Source organism: Caballeronia sp. ATUFL_F1_KS4A, from assembly GCF_023630905.1.
Taxonomy (GTDB): Bacteria; Pseudomonadota; Gammaproteobacteria; order Burkholderiales; family Burkholderiaceae; genus Caballeronia; species Caballeronia zhejiangensis.
In genome coordinates this window covers 88,483-108,982 of sequence record NZ_JALQEB010000042.1, presented here as the reverse complement: position 1 = coordinate 108,982, position 20,500 = coordinate 88,483, and the positions used below count along the sequence as shown (strand labels likewise).

Sequence of the window (20,500 nt, the reverse complement as noted above, 5' to 3'; positions counted from 1 at the left end):
CCTCCGGCCCACGGCCGAAGGCTCATGAAAGACCGAACACTAACGCTCGGCACTGTCCAAGAAATCCAAGCGGTTCAAAAAAACACCCCAAATCGTTGAACGGGTGTCCAACTTTTGGGGTGCAGTTCATTTCCGATCAAGGCCTTCGTCATTCGAACCGCGTCGAGCGCGGCGCATTCGATATCAGCTTGCGACGCTCGCGAGATCCGCCGTGTGCGACGCGAACAGCGGGATCGACGATGCCTGCTGGTGCTCGAGCCACTGCTGGAACATCAGCACGTTCCACAACTGACGATGCCAGTTCTGCTCGCCCGACAGATGCTGCTGCCATTTCGCGCGCACCGTGGCGGCGTCGAAGAAGCCCTCGCGACGCAGCCGCGACGCATCGAGCAAGGCCTCCGCCCAGTCGCGCAGCTCGCCGCGCAGCCAGTGCGTGATCGGCACGCCGAAGCCCTGCTTGGGGCGCTCGATCATCGCGCGCGGCACATGGCGATAGAGCACCTGGCGCAGCGCCCATTTGGTCTGTCCGTCGCGCACTTTCATCGATTGCGGCAGACGCCACGCGAACTCCACGACGCGATGATCGAGGAACGGCACGCGCGTTTCGAGCGACACGCCCATCGCGGCGCGATCGACTTTCGTGAGAATGTCGTCGGGTAGATAGGTAATCATGTCGAGCGCCATCATGCGCTGCACGTCGTCGAGGCCGGTGAAGGCAGGCGCATTGCCGGTCATCAGCGTGGGCGGCTGGTATCCGCCGATCACGAGCGCGGCGGGGTCGTTCCATTGCGACATGAGATGCAGATACACCTCGTCGCGCGACTGGCACGACAGCAGTTCCGCGCCCTTGTGCAGCTTGTCGCCGACCTTCACGCCGCGCAGCGACGACGGCAGAATCGGCTCCATCAGGCCCGCCATGCTGTTCCAGCGCTTCGGCGAGATTCCGGCTATGCCCGATGCCGCCAGCTTGCGCAACGGCGCCGGCATCATCGTCATCTTGTCCCACATGCCCGGCGCGGTCTTGTAACGCTGATAGCCGCAGAAAAGCTCGTCGCCGGCATCGCCGGACAGCGAGACCGTGACGTGCTGCCGCGCGAGTTGCGAGACGAGGAACGTCGGCACCTGCGACGAATCAGCGAACGGTTCGTCGTATAGCTCCGGCAGACGCGGGATCACATCGAGCGCCTGGCGCGCCGTCACGTACATCTCGGTGTGCTCCGTGCCGAGATGCCTGGAGACGGCCTTCGCGAGCTTGGCTTCGTCGAAATCGCTTTCGTTGAAGCCGATGGTGAAGGTCTTCACCGGACGCGACGACTGCTTCTGCATCAGCGCGACGATCGTGGACGAATCCACGCCGCCCGACAGAAACGCGCCGAGGGGCACGTCGGAAAGCATCTGCTGACGGATCGCGTCCGTGAGCAGATGCTCGAGTTCATCGACGGCGTCTTCGGCGCTGCCCGCGAAACCGCGTGCGGATCCGTTGACCGCCGCATCGACGCCCGACCAGTACGACCACACGCGCGGCTCGCGCCGTTCGAGCGAGACGGTGAGCATCTTGCCCGGTTCGAGCTTGCGGATGCCCTCGAAAATGGAATACGGCGACGGCACGCAGCCGTGGCGGATTTGCAGCGTCAACGCGCCGCGATCGACGTTGTTCTCGAACGCGGGATGCTCGCGCAGCCCTTTGAGCTCGGAGCCGAACAGGAACGCGGCTTCCTCGCCCTGCCCTTGCCAGCCGTAGTAGAGCGGCTTTTCGCCGAGCCGGTCGCGCGCGAGCGTGAGCTGGCATTCCTGCCGGTCCCACACCGCGAACGCGAACATGCCGACCGCGCGCTCTATCGTCGCCTGGATGCCCCACGCATCGAAGCCCGCGACGAGCGTCTCGGTGTCGGAGCTGCCGCGCCACGCGGGCGCGCGTTGCGTGTCTTCGAGCTCGTCGCGCAAGTCGAGATGGTTGTAGATCTCGCCATTGAACGCGATGACATATCGCCCGCTGCCCGACGCCATCGGCTGATGTCCCGCCGACGACAGATCGATGATCGCCAGCCGCCGATGACCCAGCGCGATGCCGCGCAGATCATCGGTCCAGTCGCCCGCGTCGTCGGGGCCGCGATAGGCGATGGCGAGCGCCATCTTCCGCACCGTTGTCTTCGAGTCGCCCGCGCCGAAGCCGCGTCCACCCAGAAAGCCGACGATACCGCACATATTGGTTCTCCTTACGATCCGGCCATAGGCCGCGCTTATGCGATGCTCATTTCTCTTCGACGAGCCGCAGGTAGATATCTTCGAAACGCTCGCGCGCGCGCATCATCGTGAATTCGGCGTGGATGCGCGCTTTCGCCATCTGACCGAGACGAAGGCGCTCGTCGGGTTTCATGTCGACGATGCGATCGAGTCCCGCCGCGAGCGCGTCGCTGTTTTCCTTCTCGACGACCACGCCCGTATTCGCGACGAGCATGGCCGCGTCGCCCACGTCGGTGACGACGCACGGAAGCGCCATCGCCATCGCTTCGCCGACGACATTCGGAAATCCTTCGGTGCGCGACGACAGGCAGAACACATCCATCGCCGACAGGCACGCGGGCACGTCGCGCCGCTCGCCGAGCAGCACGAAGCGCGATGCGAATCCCGTCTGCGCGATCCAGTCCGCGAGCTCGCGATTGTTCGCGTCGAGATCGCGGCCGACGAGCATGAAGCGCACATCGGGATGACGCGCGGCCAGCATGCCCGCCGCGCGCACGAAATTCTGGTGATCCTTCACCGGATGAAAGCGTCCGAGCACGCCGACGACGACGTCGCGCTCGCCGAATCCGCATTGCTCGCGGATCGCGCTGCGTTGCTCCGGCGTGGCGCACAGGCGCGCGACGTCGAAGCCGTTCGGCACGACCATCATGCGGCTCGCGTCGTAGCCGACCGACACATGCGCGCGGCGCGACGCCTCGGCCGCGCAGACGATCGTCTGCGGCACGTAGTACGACAGCCACGCGCAAATCTTGCGCAGCAGCACGGTCACGCGCGAGCCGCCCGATCGGACATCGGTGGTGCGCACGCCCCAGACGATGCGCTTGTGCGCCGCGATCCGTCCCGCGAGCCCGCCGAGAAAGTCGGCGTGATACATCCACGTCTGAATGATGTCGGGGCGTTCTTCGCGGATCAGTTTCACGAGGCGCATCAACGCGCGCGGAAAGCCGAGCGGGGATTTCATGCCGAGGCTATGAACGTCGATGCCACGCGCGGCGAGTTCTTCGCCGATCTTGCCGGTGGTCGTCAGCGAGCAGACGACGTGACGAAATCGCGGATCTTCGATGTGCGACTCGATGAGGCGCTGAAGCATACGTTCAGCGCCGTCCGCATTGAGCGCAACGATGACATGGAGAAGCTTCATGGTCCCGGCTGCCGTTTTTCTACGATGGGCCCGTCTCCAGGCAACCGACGCGCGCGTCGCTGGCGGCAATGCTTGTACTGACGGGTGTGTTTTATGACGATGGGCTGCCTCGCCGGGGCACGCTCCGGCGAGTCATCAATGTAAGCCGGCGCGGTGGCACGCACTGTGCGACGTGCCACACGCCGGTTCTCCTGTCCGCGCGCGTCCTGCGGGCGTCAGGCGCGCCTCATCGCACCGCGCCACGGATTCCATTTGCGAAGCTGCGTCTTGAGATCGATAACCGTGATCCCGCCGACCGCATTCCACGTATGCAACCCCTGATGACCGCGCGGCGGCGTGCGAACCGACACCGTGCGCTCGGCATAGGTCGTCGTCGTGAGCTCGGTGATCTCGCGGAACGTCAGCGCCGCGCCGTATTCGCGCTCGCAATTCTGCGCGGGGCGAATCAGGCGGTTCTGGCCGTCCTTGAACAGGTTGCCCGCCATGCGCGCGAGGCGGCAGTCGGAGACGACCGGGTTCATCGGATGCGCGGTCCATTCGCCGAACGGGCTGTCGGAATAGAAAATCGACAGTTCGTCCCAGTTCGATCCGCCGTCCTCCGTCATGCTCGTGAACATCCACCATGTCTTGCCGTCGTGATGGAGCGTCGTATCGGCGGCGACGACATCGCGCATGATCACCTTGTGCAGCACCCATTCCGTCGGGAACGACGCCGCGCGGTACATCTCGATCGTGCGGTTGCCACAGGTCTCCGGAATCATGAAGACCTCGCCCTCATGCTCGAAGAGGAACGGATACGACAGGTGATAGTTCTTGTCGAGCACGACGCGCGGCGTCTCTTGCCAAGTCTGCGTGGCCGGATCGAACGCGATATGGCTGATCGTGCCGCGATTCGTGTCGTAGGGCAGGCTTTCGAAGAACAGGTGATAGTCGCCGTTCTTGCCGCGCCAGAGGAACGGATCGGCATGGAACTGCGACGTCATGCCGGGAAGCGTCACCCAGTTGCGGCTTTCGTCGCCGTCCGCGGACGGGGCATCGGTGCGCCGATACGCCAGGACCCAGTGTCCGCGCTGAACCAGCAGCTTGAGCGGCTGATTCAGCACTTTGCGGCCGAGATGGCGCAGCGCGAAGCACGCCGAAGTGAAACCCGACAGACGCGCGGGCCGAGCCTTCGGCTTGACGAGCGGAAGATCGCGCAGCGGCGGGTTCGCGTCGAGCCGCTTCTGCGCCCGGTCGACGAGAACGGCGACGCGCTGCAAGCTCGTCTGCAACGACTTCAGGAAGAAAAGCTTCTCCGGTATCGCGACATACGACTCGGCGAGCAGCCGCATTTCGCCGGAGTCGGGGGACTTCCAGACGGCCTGGATATGTGGCGCTCGGCACTGAAGCAGCGCTTTCCACAGCGCCTCGATGTTCTCGTGGCCGTCGTACAGGACGGTGATTGGAGCACGAACGTGAGCGCGTCGCGGTGTCTCTTCGGGGTCGCCGTAGAGCCGCTTCTCGATGCGCGTCCACCATTCAAGCACGGAAGGATATGCGGGTTGCGCCATTTTCTTTTCCCTCAGACAGCAGCGGATTCGCCAGTCGATAGAATTGAAATCTTTAGCTAAGCGCTTAACTGTCTTTTATATGTGTTGTGTTCCGGCGCTTTCGAAATGATGAACCTACATTTCATGATGATGCCGGCGAAGAAAGACTAGAGTCTGGGGAACGTGACTGCGGTGCGCTATCGCACACAGTTGCGACAGCTAAATAATGCGAGGGATTTTGAACGGCTGTGCCGGAATGGCTGCGCGGTGCGATGGCCGGCGCGCCTGGCGCTGGCCACGGGCCGATACGGAGGGAGACCTAACTTGTTGGCGGATCAGGAAATTTTGTCGCGGATCAAGGCTCGTCGCGGCGCACGGCGACCTCGCGCCTGCGATACCACGTAGGCCGCTTATGAGCCGGCTTGCTCATTTCATCTGCCTTATGTTTGGAAGAAGGCGAAAAGATAATTTCGAACACGGCCAGCAAAGCGAGGCCGATTATTGCGAAAAAAACAATTGCGCCTATAACACCGCCTACAGACATGCTTCCTCCGCGCTCGTACGCGTTGAATCAAGCATTAGATAAAACCTGCCGCTGAAAGTTTTGGCCGAATGAAATTTTGATTTATTCGCGGATTATATCACATCGGAAATCGGCCAATTTCCGCGTGACGGACCTATGTGGATGATTTTCGGACGGATGCGGCCCGCGCAAATCCCTGAACAAAACGGTGAAAGCGCATCTTTTCCGTGGACCGCTCGCCGGGCAGCGCGGCCGCGCGGGCGGACGAACGGCATAGTGCGGCGCGGGCCGGGGACGCGCATCGACCGCTGCGACGCGAAGGCCGGCGCGATTTATTCGGAGACCGATGCAGAGCGTATTACACGTCGAGATGCGGATTTCGAAAGACAACGGCGCGTCATTCGAATGCGCGCGTCGATATTCCCGATTTGCCGCCAGTCGTCTCGCCTATTTGACCGACGATTAACCGATCATTTCAGCAAGTAAGAAAGCGCGTTTCACGCGAGCCCCTCTTTTTCCGCGGGTTTGTCGGACGTTGTCAAGAGAATGTCCGCTACCGCCAATAAGGAAAGGCCGACCACCGCCACGAACCCGACGGTTCCGGCGAATAGGCTGACGAGCTTCATGGTTTCCTCCGCCAGTCAAAGGGCGAATGCTTCCGTTGCTCAAGCTGCCGCTCGCGTCCGACGATACTCGCCGGTGCGCCTGGCAACCGTCCCAACGCTAGCATAGGCATAAGTTCGCCGGAAAAGTATTCATTTCGTGGCGAAACAGGTGCCTTCGCGATTTGCGCAGACGAAAAAAGCCTCGATGCGACCGATCGGCGACCCGATTCAGCGCCCGCGCCTGCCGGCGCCGGCCGTCATGGCCGCATCGGCGTCGCCGTTTTTCCACGCGTGCCGCGCCGGCTCCCGGCTGCCGCCCATCGCGCGGGTCAGGATCGCGCGTGTGCCAGGCGTCGCACTGACTTGCGCGAGTTGAGGCGCATCGATCCACAGCAACTCATGGAATCGCGCGCCGGCTTTCGGCCGCAGATGCACCTCGTCCGGTATCGCAATGCGAAAAACATGATGCAGATGATGCGCCGACGCCTGCTGAAACAGAAACGCCGCAGCGCTCGCCTCGACGCCGGTGTCTTCGTGCAGCGCTCGGATCGCTGCAACAATCGTCAATTCGTCGTATGCCACCGCTCCGCCCGGCAGAAGCCACGGTCCGCCACGCTCCCGGACCAGCAGCACTGACTGGCGACGAACCAGCAGCACGGTTGCTCGTTCTCTCATCCCCGTCTCCGTGTTGCACCCCAATTCGTTATTGGATCGATGCTGCGATACGGCGCGCGGCGTGCCATTTTGATTTCACCGTCGCGTCGAACCTGAGCGTGAATTGACGTGCACGTTCGATCTTCACAGGCTTTGTCGCGCTTCGCAATGCGTGATGTCCCACGTATGTGCGCTGCACGACGAGGCTGGCCGGCAAAAAATGCCCGCCTTTGCGAGACTTTGGGAGTGGACTCGAGCTGCGGAGTTCCGCTGGACTGGCGGATGGCGGAGGAAAAGTCGACGCGGCCGCGCGGGTCGATGCGCGCGGCCGGCAATGCTCGACGCGATCGCGTCAGGCGCCGAACGCCGGATCGCTCATGCTGTCGCGCCCGGTTTCGACGTGACCGGCGAGACGGCGCAGGAACGCGGAATCGGTGTCGACCGTGATTTCGATGTCATACCAGCCGTGGGCGTCGCGCAGATCGACGTAGAGCTGCTCCGTGTCGCCGCCCCGCACGCGCCGCGTGATCGTCTTCGACGGATCGTAGGCATTCTTCACGCTGAAGGTGCATGCCGCGGTTCCGCGGTTCGCGAGCCGCAGTTGCAGGTTGCCGTTGGCGACGTCGTAGCCTTCGGCGACATCCGGCGCGGCCTGCTCGCGCGACCACCAGTGCGACTGCGCGCTCGCCTTGCCCGCGATCCGCCGCAGAAAGCCGTTCGGGCCGTGCACGACGAAATCGAAGCTGCCGTCCGCGTTCGCCGCGACGCTGTCCGCGAGACGCTTGCGCGCTTCGACCGTATAGGTGCGAGGCGCATCCGCGCTCGCATTGCGATACAGCAGAAAGACCGCGCCCGCGCGTCCGGTGTTGACGAAGTCGAACGAGACGGCGTCCTTCGACGCATCCGGGCGCGCGCGCACGAAAAGCTCGTACGGCAATGCGCGCGCGGCGCGCACGCCGGACTCCTGCTTCGGCAGCGCCTGCGCGGCGGGCGGGACAGGCACATAGTCGGGATGGCGCTGCTTGTCGGGCGGAACGTAGCCGCTCGTCGCCGGCAGCGTCGGCATCGCGCTATTCGGATTGCGGAAGTCGAACGCGGACGTCAGATCGCCGCAAATCGCGCGACGCCACGGCGAGATGTTCGGCTCGGCGAGGTTGTGCGCGCGCCCGAAGCGTTTCTGGATGAAGCGGATCACCGAGGTATGGTCGAAGGTTTCGGAGCATACCCAGCCGCCTTTGGACCAAGGCGACACGACGAGCATCGGCACGCGCGCGCCCAGGCCGTAGGGGCCGCTCGCGTATTTCGCGCTGCCCGGAAAGATCTCCGCGCTGGTATCGACCGTCGAAAGACCGTTCGCGCTCGACGTCGGCGGAAACGGCGGGACGAGGTGATCGAAGAAGCCGTCGTTTTCGTCGTAGTTGATGAGCAGCGCCGTTTTGCTCCACAAATCCGGATTCGACGTCAGCACCTGCAACACCTGATCGATATACCAGGCGCCGTAGTTCGCGGGCCAGTTCGGGTGCTCGGAAAACGCCTCGGGCGCGACGATCCACGAGACTTGCGGCAGCGTGCCCGCCGCCACATCGCGCTTCAGGATCGAAAAGTAGTCGTCGCCGGCGACCGCGTTCGTGCCGCGACGCGCCTTTTCATACAGCGGACTGCCGGGCTGCGCATTCTGATACTGCTTGAAGTACAGCAGCGAATTGTCGCCATAGTTGCCGATGTACGCGTCGTCGGTCCAGCCCCACGAATTCTTCGCGTCGAGCCCCGTGCCGATGTCCTGATAGATCTTCCACGAGATGCCCGCGCGCTCCAGCACTTCGGGGAACGTGGACCAGCCGTAGCCGGCTTCCGCGTTATCGACGACCGGGCCGCCGCCGGTGCCGTCGTTGCCGACATAGCCCGTCCACATGTAGTAGCGGTTCGGATCGGTCGATGTGTTCGTCGAGCAGTGATACGCGTCGCAGATCGTGAAGGCGTCGGCGAGCTGATAGTGAAACGGGATGTCGTCGCGCTGCAGATACGCCATCGTCGTCGTGCCCTTGAACGGCACCCATTGGTCATAGCGGCCGTCGTGGAACGCGCCCTTCCCGTCCGTCCATCCGTGCGGCAAATCCTGCAGGAACTGCAGGCCGAGATTGGCGGCGTCCGGGTGGAACGGCAGCACTTCGCCCGCACCGGACGCGATCGGCTGATTGAACACCGGCTTGCCGTTGGGCAGCGTCACGGCGGTCTTGTCGCCGAAGCCGCGCACGCCGCGCATGGTGCCGAAGTAGTGATCGAACGAGCGGTTCTCCTGCATCAGCACGACGATGTGCTCGATGTCCTCGATCGATCCATGACGGTTGTTCGCGGGAATCGCGAGCGCCTGGCGAATGCCGAGCGGCATCACGTTCAGTGCGGCGGTCGCGCCTGCCGCCTGGGCGGCCGCGCGCAGAAAGTCACGACGGTTCGTGTTTTTCATTCGTTTTGCGGGAAGTAAATGGATGGGTCAGTCAACCGTGTGAATCACCGGTGTCGCGAGCGGTTCCGACGCGGCTCGCGCTATCGCGGGCTGCGCCGCTTCATCGGATGCGCCTCCTGTGGCCTGTTTCGCCCAATTCTGAAGCTCGCTCGTCGCGGATGGGCCGGATGTCGCGGATGTTTCGGACGATACGTCGCGCGTGAGCCCGGCGGAGGCCGATGATTCCGTGTCCCGCTCGCCGCAACCGCAAACGATTGCACTGGCGCAAACGACGAGACACGCCACGAGCGCGTGACGGCATGCAACAGTGGACATCGGGTTCTCCGGCTTCGGTCGCAGATCGATACAGCGCTGCGAAGCTTAGCCACGGCTTGTGTAAGCAATATGACCGGTCCGCGATACCATAGGCCGCGTATCGACAACAGGACGAAAAGAGCGTGATACAGCGTGACGATGCAAACGGGGAACTTCGCAGACAGGCGCTTCTGCTCGCGATGGCGCTATCGCTCGGCAGCGCCATCGCGCTCGGGCTCGCGCGCTTCTCCTACGCGCTGCTGCTTCCGCCGATGCGGCTCGACCTCGCGTGGAACTTCGCCCAGGCTGGCGCGATGAATACGGCGAATGCGTTCGGCTACCTGCTCGGCGCACTCGCGTTCTCACGATTGTCGATGCGCGCGCCGTCGCGCACGCTGTTCGTCGCGGGCTGCGCGCTCACCGTCGTCCTGATGGCGGCGAGCGGCACGACGACCGATACCGACGCCCTGCTCGCGTTACGCGTCGCGACGGGAATCGGCAGCGCGCTCGTCTTCGTGAGCGGCGGCGTGCTGGCGGCACGGCTCGCATCGATGTCGCCGCGCGACGCCGGACTCGTCATCGGCTTGTATTACGGCGGCACGGGCTGGGGCATCGTGATCTCGTCGATACTCGTTCCGCTGACGGTCCTGCCGGTCGCGCACGGCTGGCGCGTCGCGTGGTTCGCGCTCGCCGCGGGTTGCGCGGCGTGTTCCGGCGCCGCCGTCTGGGCCGCGCGGCGTATCGAATCCGCGCAGCCTGTTTCGGCGACGCGTCAAGGTACGGACAGCGCCGCGGGCGCGCCGGTTCGGCGGCGGCGTTTCGCGCTCGCGCTCGCCGGATACGGGTGCTTCGGTATCGGCTATATCGGCTACATGACGTTCATCGTCGCCCTGCTTCGCAACGCAGGCATGAGCGCGGCGGTCGTGATCGGCTTTTATATCCTGCTGGGCGTGGCGACGGTCGTATCGGCGCGGATGTGGTCCGGGCTGCTCGATCGCATGCGCGGCGGTCAGGCGCTCGCGATCCTCAACGGACTGCTCGCCGCCGCAACGCTCATTCCCGCGATGTTCGGGCATCCGCTGGCGGCGTTCGTCTCGGGTACGTTGTTCGGCGCGACGTTTTTATCGGCGGTGGCATCGACGACGGCTTTCGTGCGGCACAATCTGCCGGCGAATCAGTGGCCGCGTGGGATCAACGCGTTCACGATCGTGTTCGCGCTGGGGCAGATCGTCGGTCCGGTCGTGATCGGACGGGTGTCGGACAGCGCCGGGCTCACTCGCGGACTGGTTTATTCGGCGCTCGTGCTGGCTGCCGGCGCGGTGCTCGCGGGCTGTCAGAAAACCTTGCTGAATAGACAGGATGCCTGAGAAATTCTCGACCCTTCGCGCAGATCAGATTCGGTTGCCCGCACGCGCCTTCTTCATCTTCGCGTAGACATGCGAGCAGAAGGCGTCGGCGACCACGCGATTGACGGTGAGAATGTTGTCGGCGCTCAGGCTCTCGCGTGAAACGCCCTGCTTCTCGATGAGCCGCTGCGGAATCAGCTGGCTCACGAACGAGTGACACAGTTCCTTGCGTGCCGGCGCATCGACGGATTCGAAGTACTCGCGGCCGGCGCGGATCTCCTCGCTCATCTTGGCTTTGGCCGTATCGTTCTGAACCTGAATGCTGGCTTCAAGATGCGCCTGCGCCGTATCGCGCGAACGGCGGTCCTTCTTGTCGTCCTCGAGTTGCTTCGCCTTGATCGACGCCATCTTCCGGTCCGCTTCGCCGATGCGGTAATTCCCTTCCAGCGCCTTGAACAGATAGCCGCGCGGACTGACCGTCACCTTGCCTTCGTTGAGCTTGTATCGCGTGTATTCGATCGCCTGTTCGAGCCGCTCGTCGGTCCACACGTCGCGCCGCTTCGCGAGGCGCTCGAAGTCGGGGGTATCGAAAGCGAATTCGTTGTGCAGAAGCAGATACATCGAATCCTGAATGCCGGCGCGCGCCGCGTCGGCGCCCTGCTTCTTCGTGAAGCGGAAACGGATTTTCAGCTTGTCCGCCGGAACGCGATCGGCATTGGGCTCCCAGCTGACATCGAAATCGGAGACTTCGTTGAGCTGGTCGATGGCGGGCTCGAGGAACCGCTTCTTGAATTCCTTCACTTCCTTGCGCGATTCGCCGACCTTGCCGGGCCATTCGAGCACGTCTTCGAATGCGAACCACTCGGTCACGCCGTGGCCTTCGCACGGAATGAGGCGGTCGTAAATCGCGCGGGCGAGCGAAAGCGAAAAAGCCGTCGATGCGCGCAGGCTCAGCCAATGCGCCTTGTACGGGCTGATCAGATATTTGATGACCCGCCCGGCAAGCAGGACGCACACGACGTTGCGCTCGATGTAGCAGTCACCCAGCAAACTGATGGTGCCCCACGAGTCCTTCTCGGTCAGTTCCTCGATCGACGGCGCGGTCATGATTTCGACGCGCGCCCGGGCCGCGGCTCGCATCTGCGCGATCAGATGACTGTGGTTGCGGCTGTCGTAGCGCATCAACCACTTGAAGTAGTTGACGTCGGCCGTGAACGTATAGACCTTGTCGTCGATGAGTTCTTCGGGCGCCTTCGTCGCAACGATGAAGTACGCCGCATCGAGCACGCGCCGCGCGGCGATGCCCAATCCGCCGACCCGCGTGAAGATGTTGTTGCGCAGGAAACCGATGTCCCTCGTCGACTCGCAGATCGCCGATCCCTGCGCGGACATGTCTTCGTAGATGTCCAGCGCCAACTGCTGCGGTGTGACAGTGAGGTCTTGGTTTTCCATGCTTCCGATTCGGCTTCGATCCCCGGCACTCTATCAGGCGAGCGAGGGGTGTCAACACAAAAACCACCCCGCTGCTGCTTCACGTTATCCGCACAAAAATCGCCCCGCTCGCTGAAGCGGATCACAATTTCCACCCCGGTCGCCACAATTTCCGCCTCGTGCGGCCCAATTTGCGGCGCCGTCCGCACAAAAAGCGCCCTAGGCGTCACAAAAAGCACCTCTATCCACAGGGTTGCGTGTTGATTTTTAAGGGAAATGGATGGCGCTGTTTGTTGGTGGGTGGGTCTAGGTTTACAAAAAGACTGAACTGACATCGACTGAGTTTACGCTCGCTGCGGCGAATGAATTTCGTTAAGTCGTTGAATCTAATATAGAAAAGCGGATGAGAGCGAACCGCACAAAAACCGCCCCCGGGGTGGTTTTTGTGCGGACGCCGCCGTGATTTCGCGATGCTAAGGATTCAACTCGTTCTTCGCCGTCTACTCAATTCAGGGCACCGAGCGGCCTATTTATAAAAGAACGAAAAATCAAGGGGTTGGATATACACCGCTGGCCGATCGGTTAAAACTCGACGCAATACAACCTTGTTTACGCGTATTCGTGTATTCTGCGCTTCGACGTCAATACTTGGAGAAAGCGCAGAATGGCAAACGTAGGCACGCTACCTATGGAAGACCGGAAGGTTACGCTCCGCGAAGTTGCTGAGTTCGCGGATAACCTGGAACCCTTCTCGGATAATCTTCGTGAACAGATTCTGGCGCCGCGTCCGCGTAAGCTCGCGCCGTTCTATACGATTAGCGAACTGGCCGAGATGTGCAATCTGACTCGGCAGCAGATTCAATATCTGGTCACGAAAGGCGAAGGCGGGCTTCCGACAGGCACGCTGAACGGCAGCGGCCGCAGCCGGACATTTACTCTGCCTGAAGTGCGCGTCTGGGTGAAGATGGCTTCTGATATCTACCAGACCCGGCTCGACGACAGCAACGGCACCTTCAGAGGCAAGGTGCTGACAACGGCTCAGTTGAAGGGCGGCTCGGCTAAAACCACAACGACGGTTTGCCTCGCACAGGCTCTGACGCTTCTTGGCCGCAAAGTATTGCTCATCGACCTCGATCCGCAAGCTTCGGCTTCGGAACTGTGCGGTCTCTATGCCGAAAAGGAAATCTCCGGCGACGACACCGTGCTGCCCTATATCTACGATCAAAACGTAGAGGGCGGTCTCGGCGCGAGCGTGCAATCGACGTATTGGGATGGCCTCGACATCATCCCCGGCCATACATTCTTATATGGAGCGGAGTTCTTGCTGCCGGCTCGCCAGAAGACCATTCAGGGCTATCGATTCTGGGCAGTCTTGCGCGAGGGTCTCGAGCCATTGCGCTCGCAGTACGACTACATCCTGATCGATACGTCACCGTCGCTGTCGTATATGAATTTGAACGCGCTGCTCGCCGCCGACGCGCTCGTCATGCCGATGATTCCCGAGAATCTCGACTTCATTAGTTCGCTCGCGTTCTGGCGACTCTTTTCGGATGTTGCCGAAGACTTCCTTCCTTACGAGGAGGATAAGGTCTACGACTTCATCTCTATTTTGTTGTCGAAGGTGGATTACGGCAAGACGTCGTCCGCGCCGGTTGTTCGGCAATGGGCGCAAAGCGCATACGGGCGCTGGCTCGACCCGTTCGAGATTCCGGCCAGCTCGGTCATGAGCGGAGGCGCGCTTTCCTTCTCGACGGCACTCGACGTGGTCAGCACGCATTCGACCGCGAAGTCGCTTCAGCGAGTGCGGCAGCCCATGATGCAATATGCCAAATGGCTGGATGATATGTTCGTCAAATCGTGGAGGGAGTCGGCATGAGTAATAACATCCGAGAACAACTCATGGCCAAGACGGCCAACCTGCCGAAGCCCGCGGATTTCAAAGGCGAGAACAAAAAGGATAAGACCACTCGTGGCCCGCAGACGATGCCGGGAATCACGAGTGCGCTAGCTGCTGCACAGCTTCGGATCCAGGAACTCGAAGCCCGAGGTGTCGACACAGAAATCTCGGTCGATGCAATCGTGCCGAATCCCTGGCAACCGCGTCGTCAATTCAACGAAGGCAAGCTTTCCGAGTTGGCGCGGTCGATCGGTGAGGTTGGGCTGTTGCAGGCGGTAACGGTTCGACGAGTCGGAGAATCGTTCCAACTCGTTGCGGGCGAACGACGCTGGCGCGCACATAAGCTGATCAACAAGGCGACTGTTCGCGCAGTTGTGATCGACTGCACGGATCAGGACATGGCGGCTTTGGCGTTGATGGAAAACGTGACGCGCGATGATCTGTCTGATTATGAAATCGCCATCGCGATTCGTCGTGCGGAAGCGGAATTTCCGAACCGAACGCGGCTCGCGGAAGCTATGGGCATTACTCGTAGCGACCTGTATCGGTTTCTTGCATATGATGCGCTCCCGGACTTCGTGAAGCGGGATCTGGATTTGAACCCGTCCGTGCTCGGAGCATCGTCGGCTCAGGATATCGCGAACGCACTGAAGAAGACGGGCGAACATGGACTCAAGGTGCTGCAAGAATTATGGCCGATGGTGCTGTCGGGCGACCTGGTTCAGACGAAGGTTGCGCCGAGTTTGAATGCACAGGCCAGCCGTGGAGAATCGGCGACGGATGCCGGTGGGCGGAGCATCCTGAAGATCTTCGCCGGAAAGGTCCAAGCCGGGAGCATCACGAAGGATGTCAAGGGACTGACCTTCAAGTTCAAAGCCGGAGTGATGACAGAGGAGCAGGAAAGTCAACTTAGAGAACACATAGGGAAGATGTTCTCGATTCGGTCTGAGTGATTTTTTTGAACCCGCCTCGGCGGGTTTCTTTATGGGCGACAAACCAAGTTTCGCGTAACGAAAGTTCAAGGGCGAGAGTGGCATGTGTCCGAATTCGGACACATGTCCGGGTTCGAGCGCGTAGGCACGATGCGCGACCATTGTTCCCAACGACCTTGGTGTCCGAATTCGAACACATGCCCCGGTTCGACGGCGTAGGCAGGATGCGAGACCATCGTGCCAGCGACCTCAGTGTCCGAATTCGGACACGTATGGCCGGCCTGCCCGCCGTGGGCTGCAGGCGAGGGTTTCGCTAACGGGCCTCGATCGCATGACGGAGCGCACCAGCCGAAAAATGCCTTCCGCTCCGACAGCGCGACCGTAACGAGCGATCCGAATCCGCGAAGACGCGACGCTGCTCAGCCGTCTTCGAGACTCGAGGCCACCGATCACTTCGCTTCTCACCAGCGGAAGCGGTTGCACGCTGAGTGTCCGAATTCGGACACTCAGTGGGAGACGAGAACATCAAAACTCACGCAGTGAGTACATCGATTGGACAGCATACGACGACGAATCTCCGGCAATCGGTACGCGTGGAGGAATGCTCTGCCCGCACCTGTGCTCCTCGCGTCTATTCGCGAACACCGCCATCTTCATTCACACCCCAAGCCGACGGACCGCGACCTTCTGCTTGCGACCGCGGAAAGCGGAAGTGCTCGACGGCACTCGAAAATGAAAAACGCTGAGTACGTCCCTGTCTCGCCCAATGAGGCGCGCCGACGCCGTTACCGCTGCTAAACCTGCAACCCGCCTTGGCGCCTGATTGCCATTAGCTGAAGTGAATGGCGAAGGTCGAGGAGGAGTGGTGATTCTTTGTCGTTGCCGCCAGAGACAAGAGCGGACCATGCGACGCTATCCAAACTGGTCCATTCGCCACGCCATCCCTTGTATTTAGCGTGCATGGATAACGAATGTCCGCGGACTGACTCAACGGTGGCTCAGGACCATCGCAAGGCGAACAAAATCGGTGCTCGGGTGCGGCCGGCCGATCATTCGTGGCTAGCCAAAGACCAATGCGCCAACGTGACGGGTATCGAAACCTCTACTCGTGCGTGGAACAAAGCGAACCACAATAGCATTCAAAAAACCAATTAAAAATCAATCGGTTAGATAAACAAACTCAACTTGTTTCACGAAAAGAGGTCCACCGAACAGTCCGAATCATCGCGAAGCAGCCCGGTCGCCAAATCTGAACGCCCGAAAGACACCCGCAAGTCGCCCTCTGTATCAAACACTACATAATCCGTAAAGTTCAAGTCGTCGACCATTGAAAATCGCCATAATCCGACCGAGCCAAATCACGCGATACGTTATATCATCTCGCCGTTCACAGCGATGCGCCGCCTCCATGCCCGGACCGCGCCGACCAAACGAAACGTTATAACATCACATAGAGCGACCGTGTTCAGTCCAAACCCAACATCGACGCTCGCCCGCGCCTTCAACGTCCTGCCTTGGACGGCGCTCCTAATCACAACTGCGGCCAGCGCCCAATCTCAACCGATAAACGACACATCGCTCCAACCGATCTTCGTAACCGCGAACCCGCTAGGCTCAAACGCTTTGGCATCCCCGACAAGCGTCCTCGACGGCACTGCCCTCACACTGCGACGCGCCGACTCCCTCGGCGAAACCCTGAACGGACTGCCCGGAGTTTCGACGACAACCTACGGTCCGATGGTCGGAAGGCCGATCATCCGCGGCATGGACGGGGACCGAATCCGCTTGCTGCAGAACGGCGTCGCGGCTTACGACGCATCGTCGTTGTCCTACGACCACGCCGTGCCGCAAGAATCGCTCTCAGTGGAACGGGTGGAAATCGTGCGTGGGCCGGCGGCGTTGCTCTACGGCGGGAACGCGATCGGCGGAGTAGTGAATACGATCGACAACCGCATCCCGCGCGACCCGATCAAAGGCGTGTCGGGACAAGTCGATGCCAGCTACGGCGGCGCCAACGATGCCCGCGCTGGCGCCGCCCAAGTCGAAGGCGGAAATGGCCGATTCGCCTTCCACGTCGATGCCTTCGATCGCGAGACGAGTAACGAGCGCATCCCCGGATTCGCGCACTCGGATGGTCAACGCGCGCTCGACGGCCCCGATGTCGCGCAACCCTACGGCAGCATCCCGAACAGTGACGGCCGCTGGCACGGCGGCGCCGTCGGCTCGTCCTACACGTGGACGGACGGTTACGCGGGCATCAGCTACAACGGATACGAGGCGAACTATGGCTCGGTCGCCGAGGACGATGTGCGTCTTCGCATGCATCAGGATCACATCGCGGCGTCGTCGGAGATACGCAATCTGCAAGGCCCCTTCAGCCGGTTGAAGCTCGACTTCGCCTACACCGACTACGAGCACAAGGAGATCGACGACGGCGAGACCGGCACGATTTTCCGCAATCACGGATACGAGGCGCGCATCGAGGCCCGGCACCGGAAGATCGGTCCGCTCGATGGCGCGATCGGCGTGCAACTCGGCCAGAACACGTTCTCCGCGCTCGGCGATGAAGCGCTCGTGCCGACATCGCAGACGACGAACGCGGCGCTTTTCGGTCTGGAAGAGTGGACGGTCACGGATGCGCTGAAGTTGAGCATCGGCGCACGCTACGAACACGTGAACATCGATCCGACGTCGGGTGGAAACGAAAAATTCGCCGATTCCCCGAAGCGCGATTTCAACGCGGGCAGCGTCTCGGCCGGCGCGCTGTTCAAGCTGAACTCGGCGTGGAGCCTCGCCGGCAATGTCGCGTACACGGAACGCGCGCCCACGTACTACGAGCTTTACTCGAACGGTCCGCACGATGCGACCGGCCAATATCTGATCGGCAACCCTGACGCGCAAAAAGAAAAAGCGATCTCGACCGATTTGTCGATGCGCTTCGCGAGCGGCGCGAACAAGGCGAGCGCGGGCGTCTTCTACAGCCGCTTTCGCAACTATCTGACGGAATTCAACACCGGCCGGCTCGTCAACGACGACGATGAACCCGTCGCGCCCGGCACCGACGATGCGCTCAACGAAGCCGTCTATCGCGGCGTGCGCGCGGAGTTCTACGGCGTCGAACTGGACGGAACCTGGCGCGTCTTCGACAAGGGCGCGCAACGTCTCGATGTCGAAATCGTCGCGGACTACACGCACGCGCGCAACATCGATACCGGCGAGGCATTGCCACGCATCTCGCCGCTGCGCGCGACGCTCGCGCTCGACTATGCGTATGGGCCGTACGGCGCGAGAACCGAACTGGTTCACGCGTGGGCGCAGCATCGCGTGCCGGAAAACGAACTGCCGACCGCGAGCTACACCACGCTCGGCGTCATCCTGACGTACAAATTTCGCGTCGGCGCGACGAACTGGCTCGCCTTTCTGCGCGGCCAGAACCTAACTAATCAGGAAGTGCGCTACGCGAGCTCGGTCGTGCGGGACATCGCGCCGGAAGGCGGCCGCAGCGTGATGATCGGCTTGCGCACCGCCTTTTGACGGCGAACGCGAGCGTCAAACGCGCGCCGACTTGCGGGCTTGCGTCGACTGATACGGCTCGCCGGCCTTGAAGCGTTCGAGCCGTTCGCTCGCAACCGACAAGGCCGCGAGCGACGCGCGCCGCAACTGATGATCGTAGAGCGACACGATCGCCGCGATCCGCTCGAAGTCCTCGGGCGCGAGGATCCACGAACCGGACGTGCGTCCAATGTCGAAGACGGCGGCCATCGACTGGTCCGCGAGCAGCAGTTCTTCATGCGAGAAATCGCCGTGTCCCGCTTCGGCTAGGAACTTGGCGAGATAAATCGCCTCGGTGACATGCTGCGCCGGCGCGACGTCCGACGAACCCGAGCGCAACGCCGTCAGCGACATATGCGCCACGAGTGCGAGCTCGTCCGCCACTGCGCGCGGGATGGGAAGCAGCTGCGCTTTGCTGAGCCGCGCGCGCGTCGCTTGCGGCGAGCGCTGAAAAGGAATAGTGCGTGACATGCGAGGACCGATGAACGTTGACCTTTTCAGGTTAACGTTCATCGATCGTCGAATCTGAAGGGTGCCGGGCGCGTTCCTGTTCAAAATGTTCGACGACGGCGATCGCGCGCTCGCATTGATCGGCGTCCAGCGTGTGGATGCTGCATTTCTCCGGCTCGACGCCGATCGCCTGCGCGAGCCACTTCATGCCCTTGGAGCGCGCCTCGAAAACATTGCAGCCGTCGCGCCGGACCTTCGCCTGCACGAGCGGTTCGAGAACGGCGTGCAGTTTCACTTTGAGATCGCGCAAGCGGGCATCGGCGAGACGGCCGAGCGGGACATTACGCGTGCTGCGTGGAAAGATGCCGATCCACGCCTGACAATCGGCGCACAACCAGAGCGGGCCGTGGTCTTCGCGATACGGATAGGCCTCGTCGCCCGCGCGCGTCAGGGTCGCGGGCGCGCCGCAGTAATCGCAATTCGGATGAGGCAGAGGTTTGACAGGTCGGCCGACACGCATCGTCGAAAATCCCGGGCGGGAAATCCAATATAGCAAAACCGTGCATCGTCTTCGAAACGCCACGCGATTGAAAGCTCGATGCATGCCGCGATATCGCAATCTGCTTAAGCAAGCGCGTTCGCGCAGATGCTGCCATGCGCGCCGGCCAAGGAAACCGCGGATCGGGAATTTACTTTTCCGATCCGCGGTATAGGGTAGGAGTGCGTGCTACCCGCCACGCGCTTTCGGGGCTTACAAGCCCCATCCTCAAGTTCCATCAGAAGCCCGGAAGGCGCGGCGTTTCGCGCTCGAAACCGGGTCCCAGCATGCGTGCCCGCGAGTTCGTCGCAGGCTTGCAGTCCTCAATCGGTTTCTTGACTCAAGAAGGTGATGGCGATGAGAGCAACTCTTCTATTGGCCGCATCGGCCGCAAGCGTCTTCGCGATGAGCGCCGTCGCGCAAACGCAGAACATGCAGATGGCGCCGGCCCAAGGCAGCACCGCGCAGCAGAATGCGCAAGACGGCAGCACGGCAACGAACGATTCCAGCTATGGCGGAGCGATGTCGACGAGCAAGTCCGGCAGCGCATCGCGCGATGCCTGGACGGGCAGCACGATGCAACTCTGCACGCCGGGCCTGAGCTGCAACATCTATAGCGGCCAGTAGCAATGTGCGAAGGCGGCGGGGACGCCTTCGACGAATTCGATCCTCGTTCCATTTCGCAGTCCCCCAATGGCGGGGCTGAATCCCTCCCGATGCATGGTTTTTCCAGACGATCGTTCGGTCGATAGTTGAGCCCATCAAAAGACGGCCGCTCATCGGCCCCGCGTGGCGATGCTTCCACACGACAGACTCTTGTCCGCAGCGAAATCAAATAGTCAGCCACGCGGATCTCCGGGCTTCACATTCGTCGAGGCCACGTTCGTTCTCTATGCATAA

At 61.8% G+C, this 20,500-nt stretch carries 14 protein-coding genes; 5 read left to right on the top strand and 9 right to left on the bottom strand.

The annotated features are described in order from the left end of the window. Window positions 1-183: 183 nt before the first annotated feature. The 6 genes from asnB to NCS03_RS28685 all read right to left on the bottom strand — a co-directional run bounded on the left by asnB (window position 184) and on the right by NCS03_RS28685 (window position 9,160). Window positions 184-2,205: an asparagine synthase (glutamine-hydrolyzing) gene (asnB, locus tag NCS03_RS28705; RefSeq protein WP_008346159.1), complete on the bottom strand. Its 2,022-nt coding sequence runs from the start codon at window positions 2,203-2,205 to the stop codon at window positions 184-186. A 46-nt stretch (window positions 2,206-2,251) separates the two neighbouring features. Continuing rightward, window positions 2,252-3,385, bottom strand: a complete 1,134-nt coding sequence (locus NCS03_RS28700; RefSeq protein ID WP_008346158.1) for a glycosyltransferase family 4 protein — start codon at window positions 3,383-3,385, stop codon at window positions 2,252-2,254. Between the two features lie 215 nt (window positions 3,386-3,600). Next, window positions 3,601-4,935: a glucosamine inositolphosphorylceramide transferase family protein gene (locus NCS03_RS28695; RefSeq protein ID WP_250437537.1), complete on the bottom strand. Its 1,335-nt coding sequence runs from the start codon at window positions 4,933-4,935 to the stop codon at window positions 3,601-3,603. 999 nt (window positions 4,936-5,934) lie between these two features. Next, entirely contained in the window at window positions 5,935-6,063 is a 129-nt protein-coding gene (locus NCS03_RS31195; protein WP_275446092.1) for a hypothetical protein, read from the bottom strand. A gap of 207 nt (window positions 6,064-6,270) precedes the next feature. Continuing rightward, entirely contained in the window at window positions 6,271-6,717 is a 447-nt protein-coding gene (locus NCS03_RS28690) for an NUDIX domain-containing protein (protein ID WP_051078963.1), read from the bottom strand. Window positions 6,718-7,048: 331 nt separating this feature from the next. Further along, on the bottom strand, window positions 7,049-9,160 hold the full coding sequence (locus NCS03_RS28685) for a phosphocholine-specific phospholipase C (protein ID WP_175980295.1): 2,112 nt from the start codon (window positions 9,158-9,160) through the stop codon (window positions 7,049-7,051). 494 nt (window positions 9,161-9,654) lie between these two features. Between NCS03_RS28685 and NCS03_RS28680 the strand changes: the two genes are divergently transcribed. Further along, a complete protein-coding gene (locus tag NCS03_RS28680; protein WP_250530314.1) occupies window positions 9,655-10,821 on the top strand; it encodes a YbfB/YjiJ family MFS transporter in 1,167 nt (388 codons plus the stop codon). A gap of 24 nt (window positions 10,822-10,845) precedes the next feature. On the opposite strand, the gene NCS03_RS28675 is transcribed toward NCS03_RS28680, so the two are convergent. Further along, window positions 10,846-12,252, bottom strand: a complete 1,407-nt coding sequence (locus NCS03_RS28675; protein WP_008346150.1) for a replication initiation protein — start codon at window positions 12,250-12,252, stop codon at window positions 10,846-10,848. A gap of 643 nt (window positions 12,253-12,895) precedes the next feature. On the opposite strand from NCS03_RS28675, the gene NCS03_RS28670 reads away from it, so the two are divergent. The 3 genes from NCS03_RS28670 to NCS03_RS28660 all read left to right on the top strand — a co-directional run bounded on the left by NCS03_RS28670 (window position 12,896) and on the right by NCS03_RS28660 (window position 18,594). Next, window positions 12,896-14,107 carry a ParA family protein gene (locus tag NCS03_RS28670; protein WP_033536892.1) on the top strand — a complete coding sequence of 404 codons (1,212 nt, stop codon included), beginning with the start codon at window positions 12,896-12,898 and terminating at the stop codon, window positions 14,105-14,107. Beyond that, complete coding sequence (locus NCS03_RS28665; protein ID WP_034470099.1) at window positions 14,104-15,081, top strand: ParB/RepB/Spo0J family partition protein; 978 nt, start codon at window positions 14,104-14,106, stop codon at window positions 15,079-15,081. Before NCS03_RS28670 ends, NCS03_RS28665 begins: the two co-directional genes overlap by 4 nt. A gap of 1,374 nt (window positions 15,082-16,455) precedes the next feature. Continuing rightward, entirely contained in the window at window positions 16,456-18,594 is a 2,139-nt protein-coding gene (locus tag NCS03_RS28660) for a TonB-dependent receptor (RefSeq protein ID WP_250530312.1), read from the top strand. 15 nt (window positions 18,595-18,609) lie between these two features. Here NCS03_RS28660 and NCS03_RS28655 read toward each other — a convergent pair whose 3' ends face one another. Continuing rightward, window positions 18,610-19,083 carry a hypothetical protein gene (locus tag NCS03_RS28655; protein ID WP_008346145.1) on the bottom strand — a complete coding sequence of 158 codons (474 nt, stop codon included), beginning with the start codon at window positions 19,081-19,083 and terminating at the stop codon, window positions 18,610-18,612. A 31-nt stretch (window positions 19,084-19,114) separates the two neighbouring features. After that, a complete protein-coding gene (locus tag NCS03_RS28650; RefSeq protein ID WP_175980297.1) occupies window positions 19,115-19,582 on the bottom strand; it encodes a zinc-finger-containing protein in 468 nt (155 codons plus the stop codon). Between the two features lie 375 nt (window positions 19,583-19,957). Here NCS03_RS28650 and NCS03_RS28645 point away from each other — a divergent pair, with 375 nt between their 5' ends. Then, window positions 19,958-20,227 carry a hypothetical protein gene (locus NCS03_RS28645; RefSeq protein ID WP_239295284.1) on the top strand — a complete coding sequence of 90 codons (270 nt, stop codon included), beginning with the start codon at window positions 19,958-19,960 and terminating at the stop codon, window positions 20,225-20,227. The last annotated feature ends 273 nt before the right edge of the window (window positions 20,228-20,500 follow it).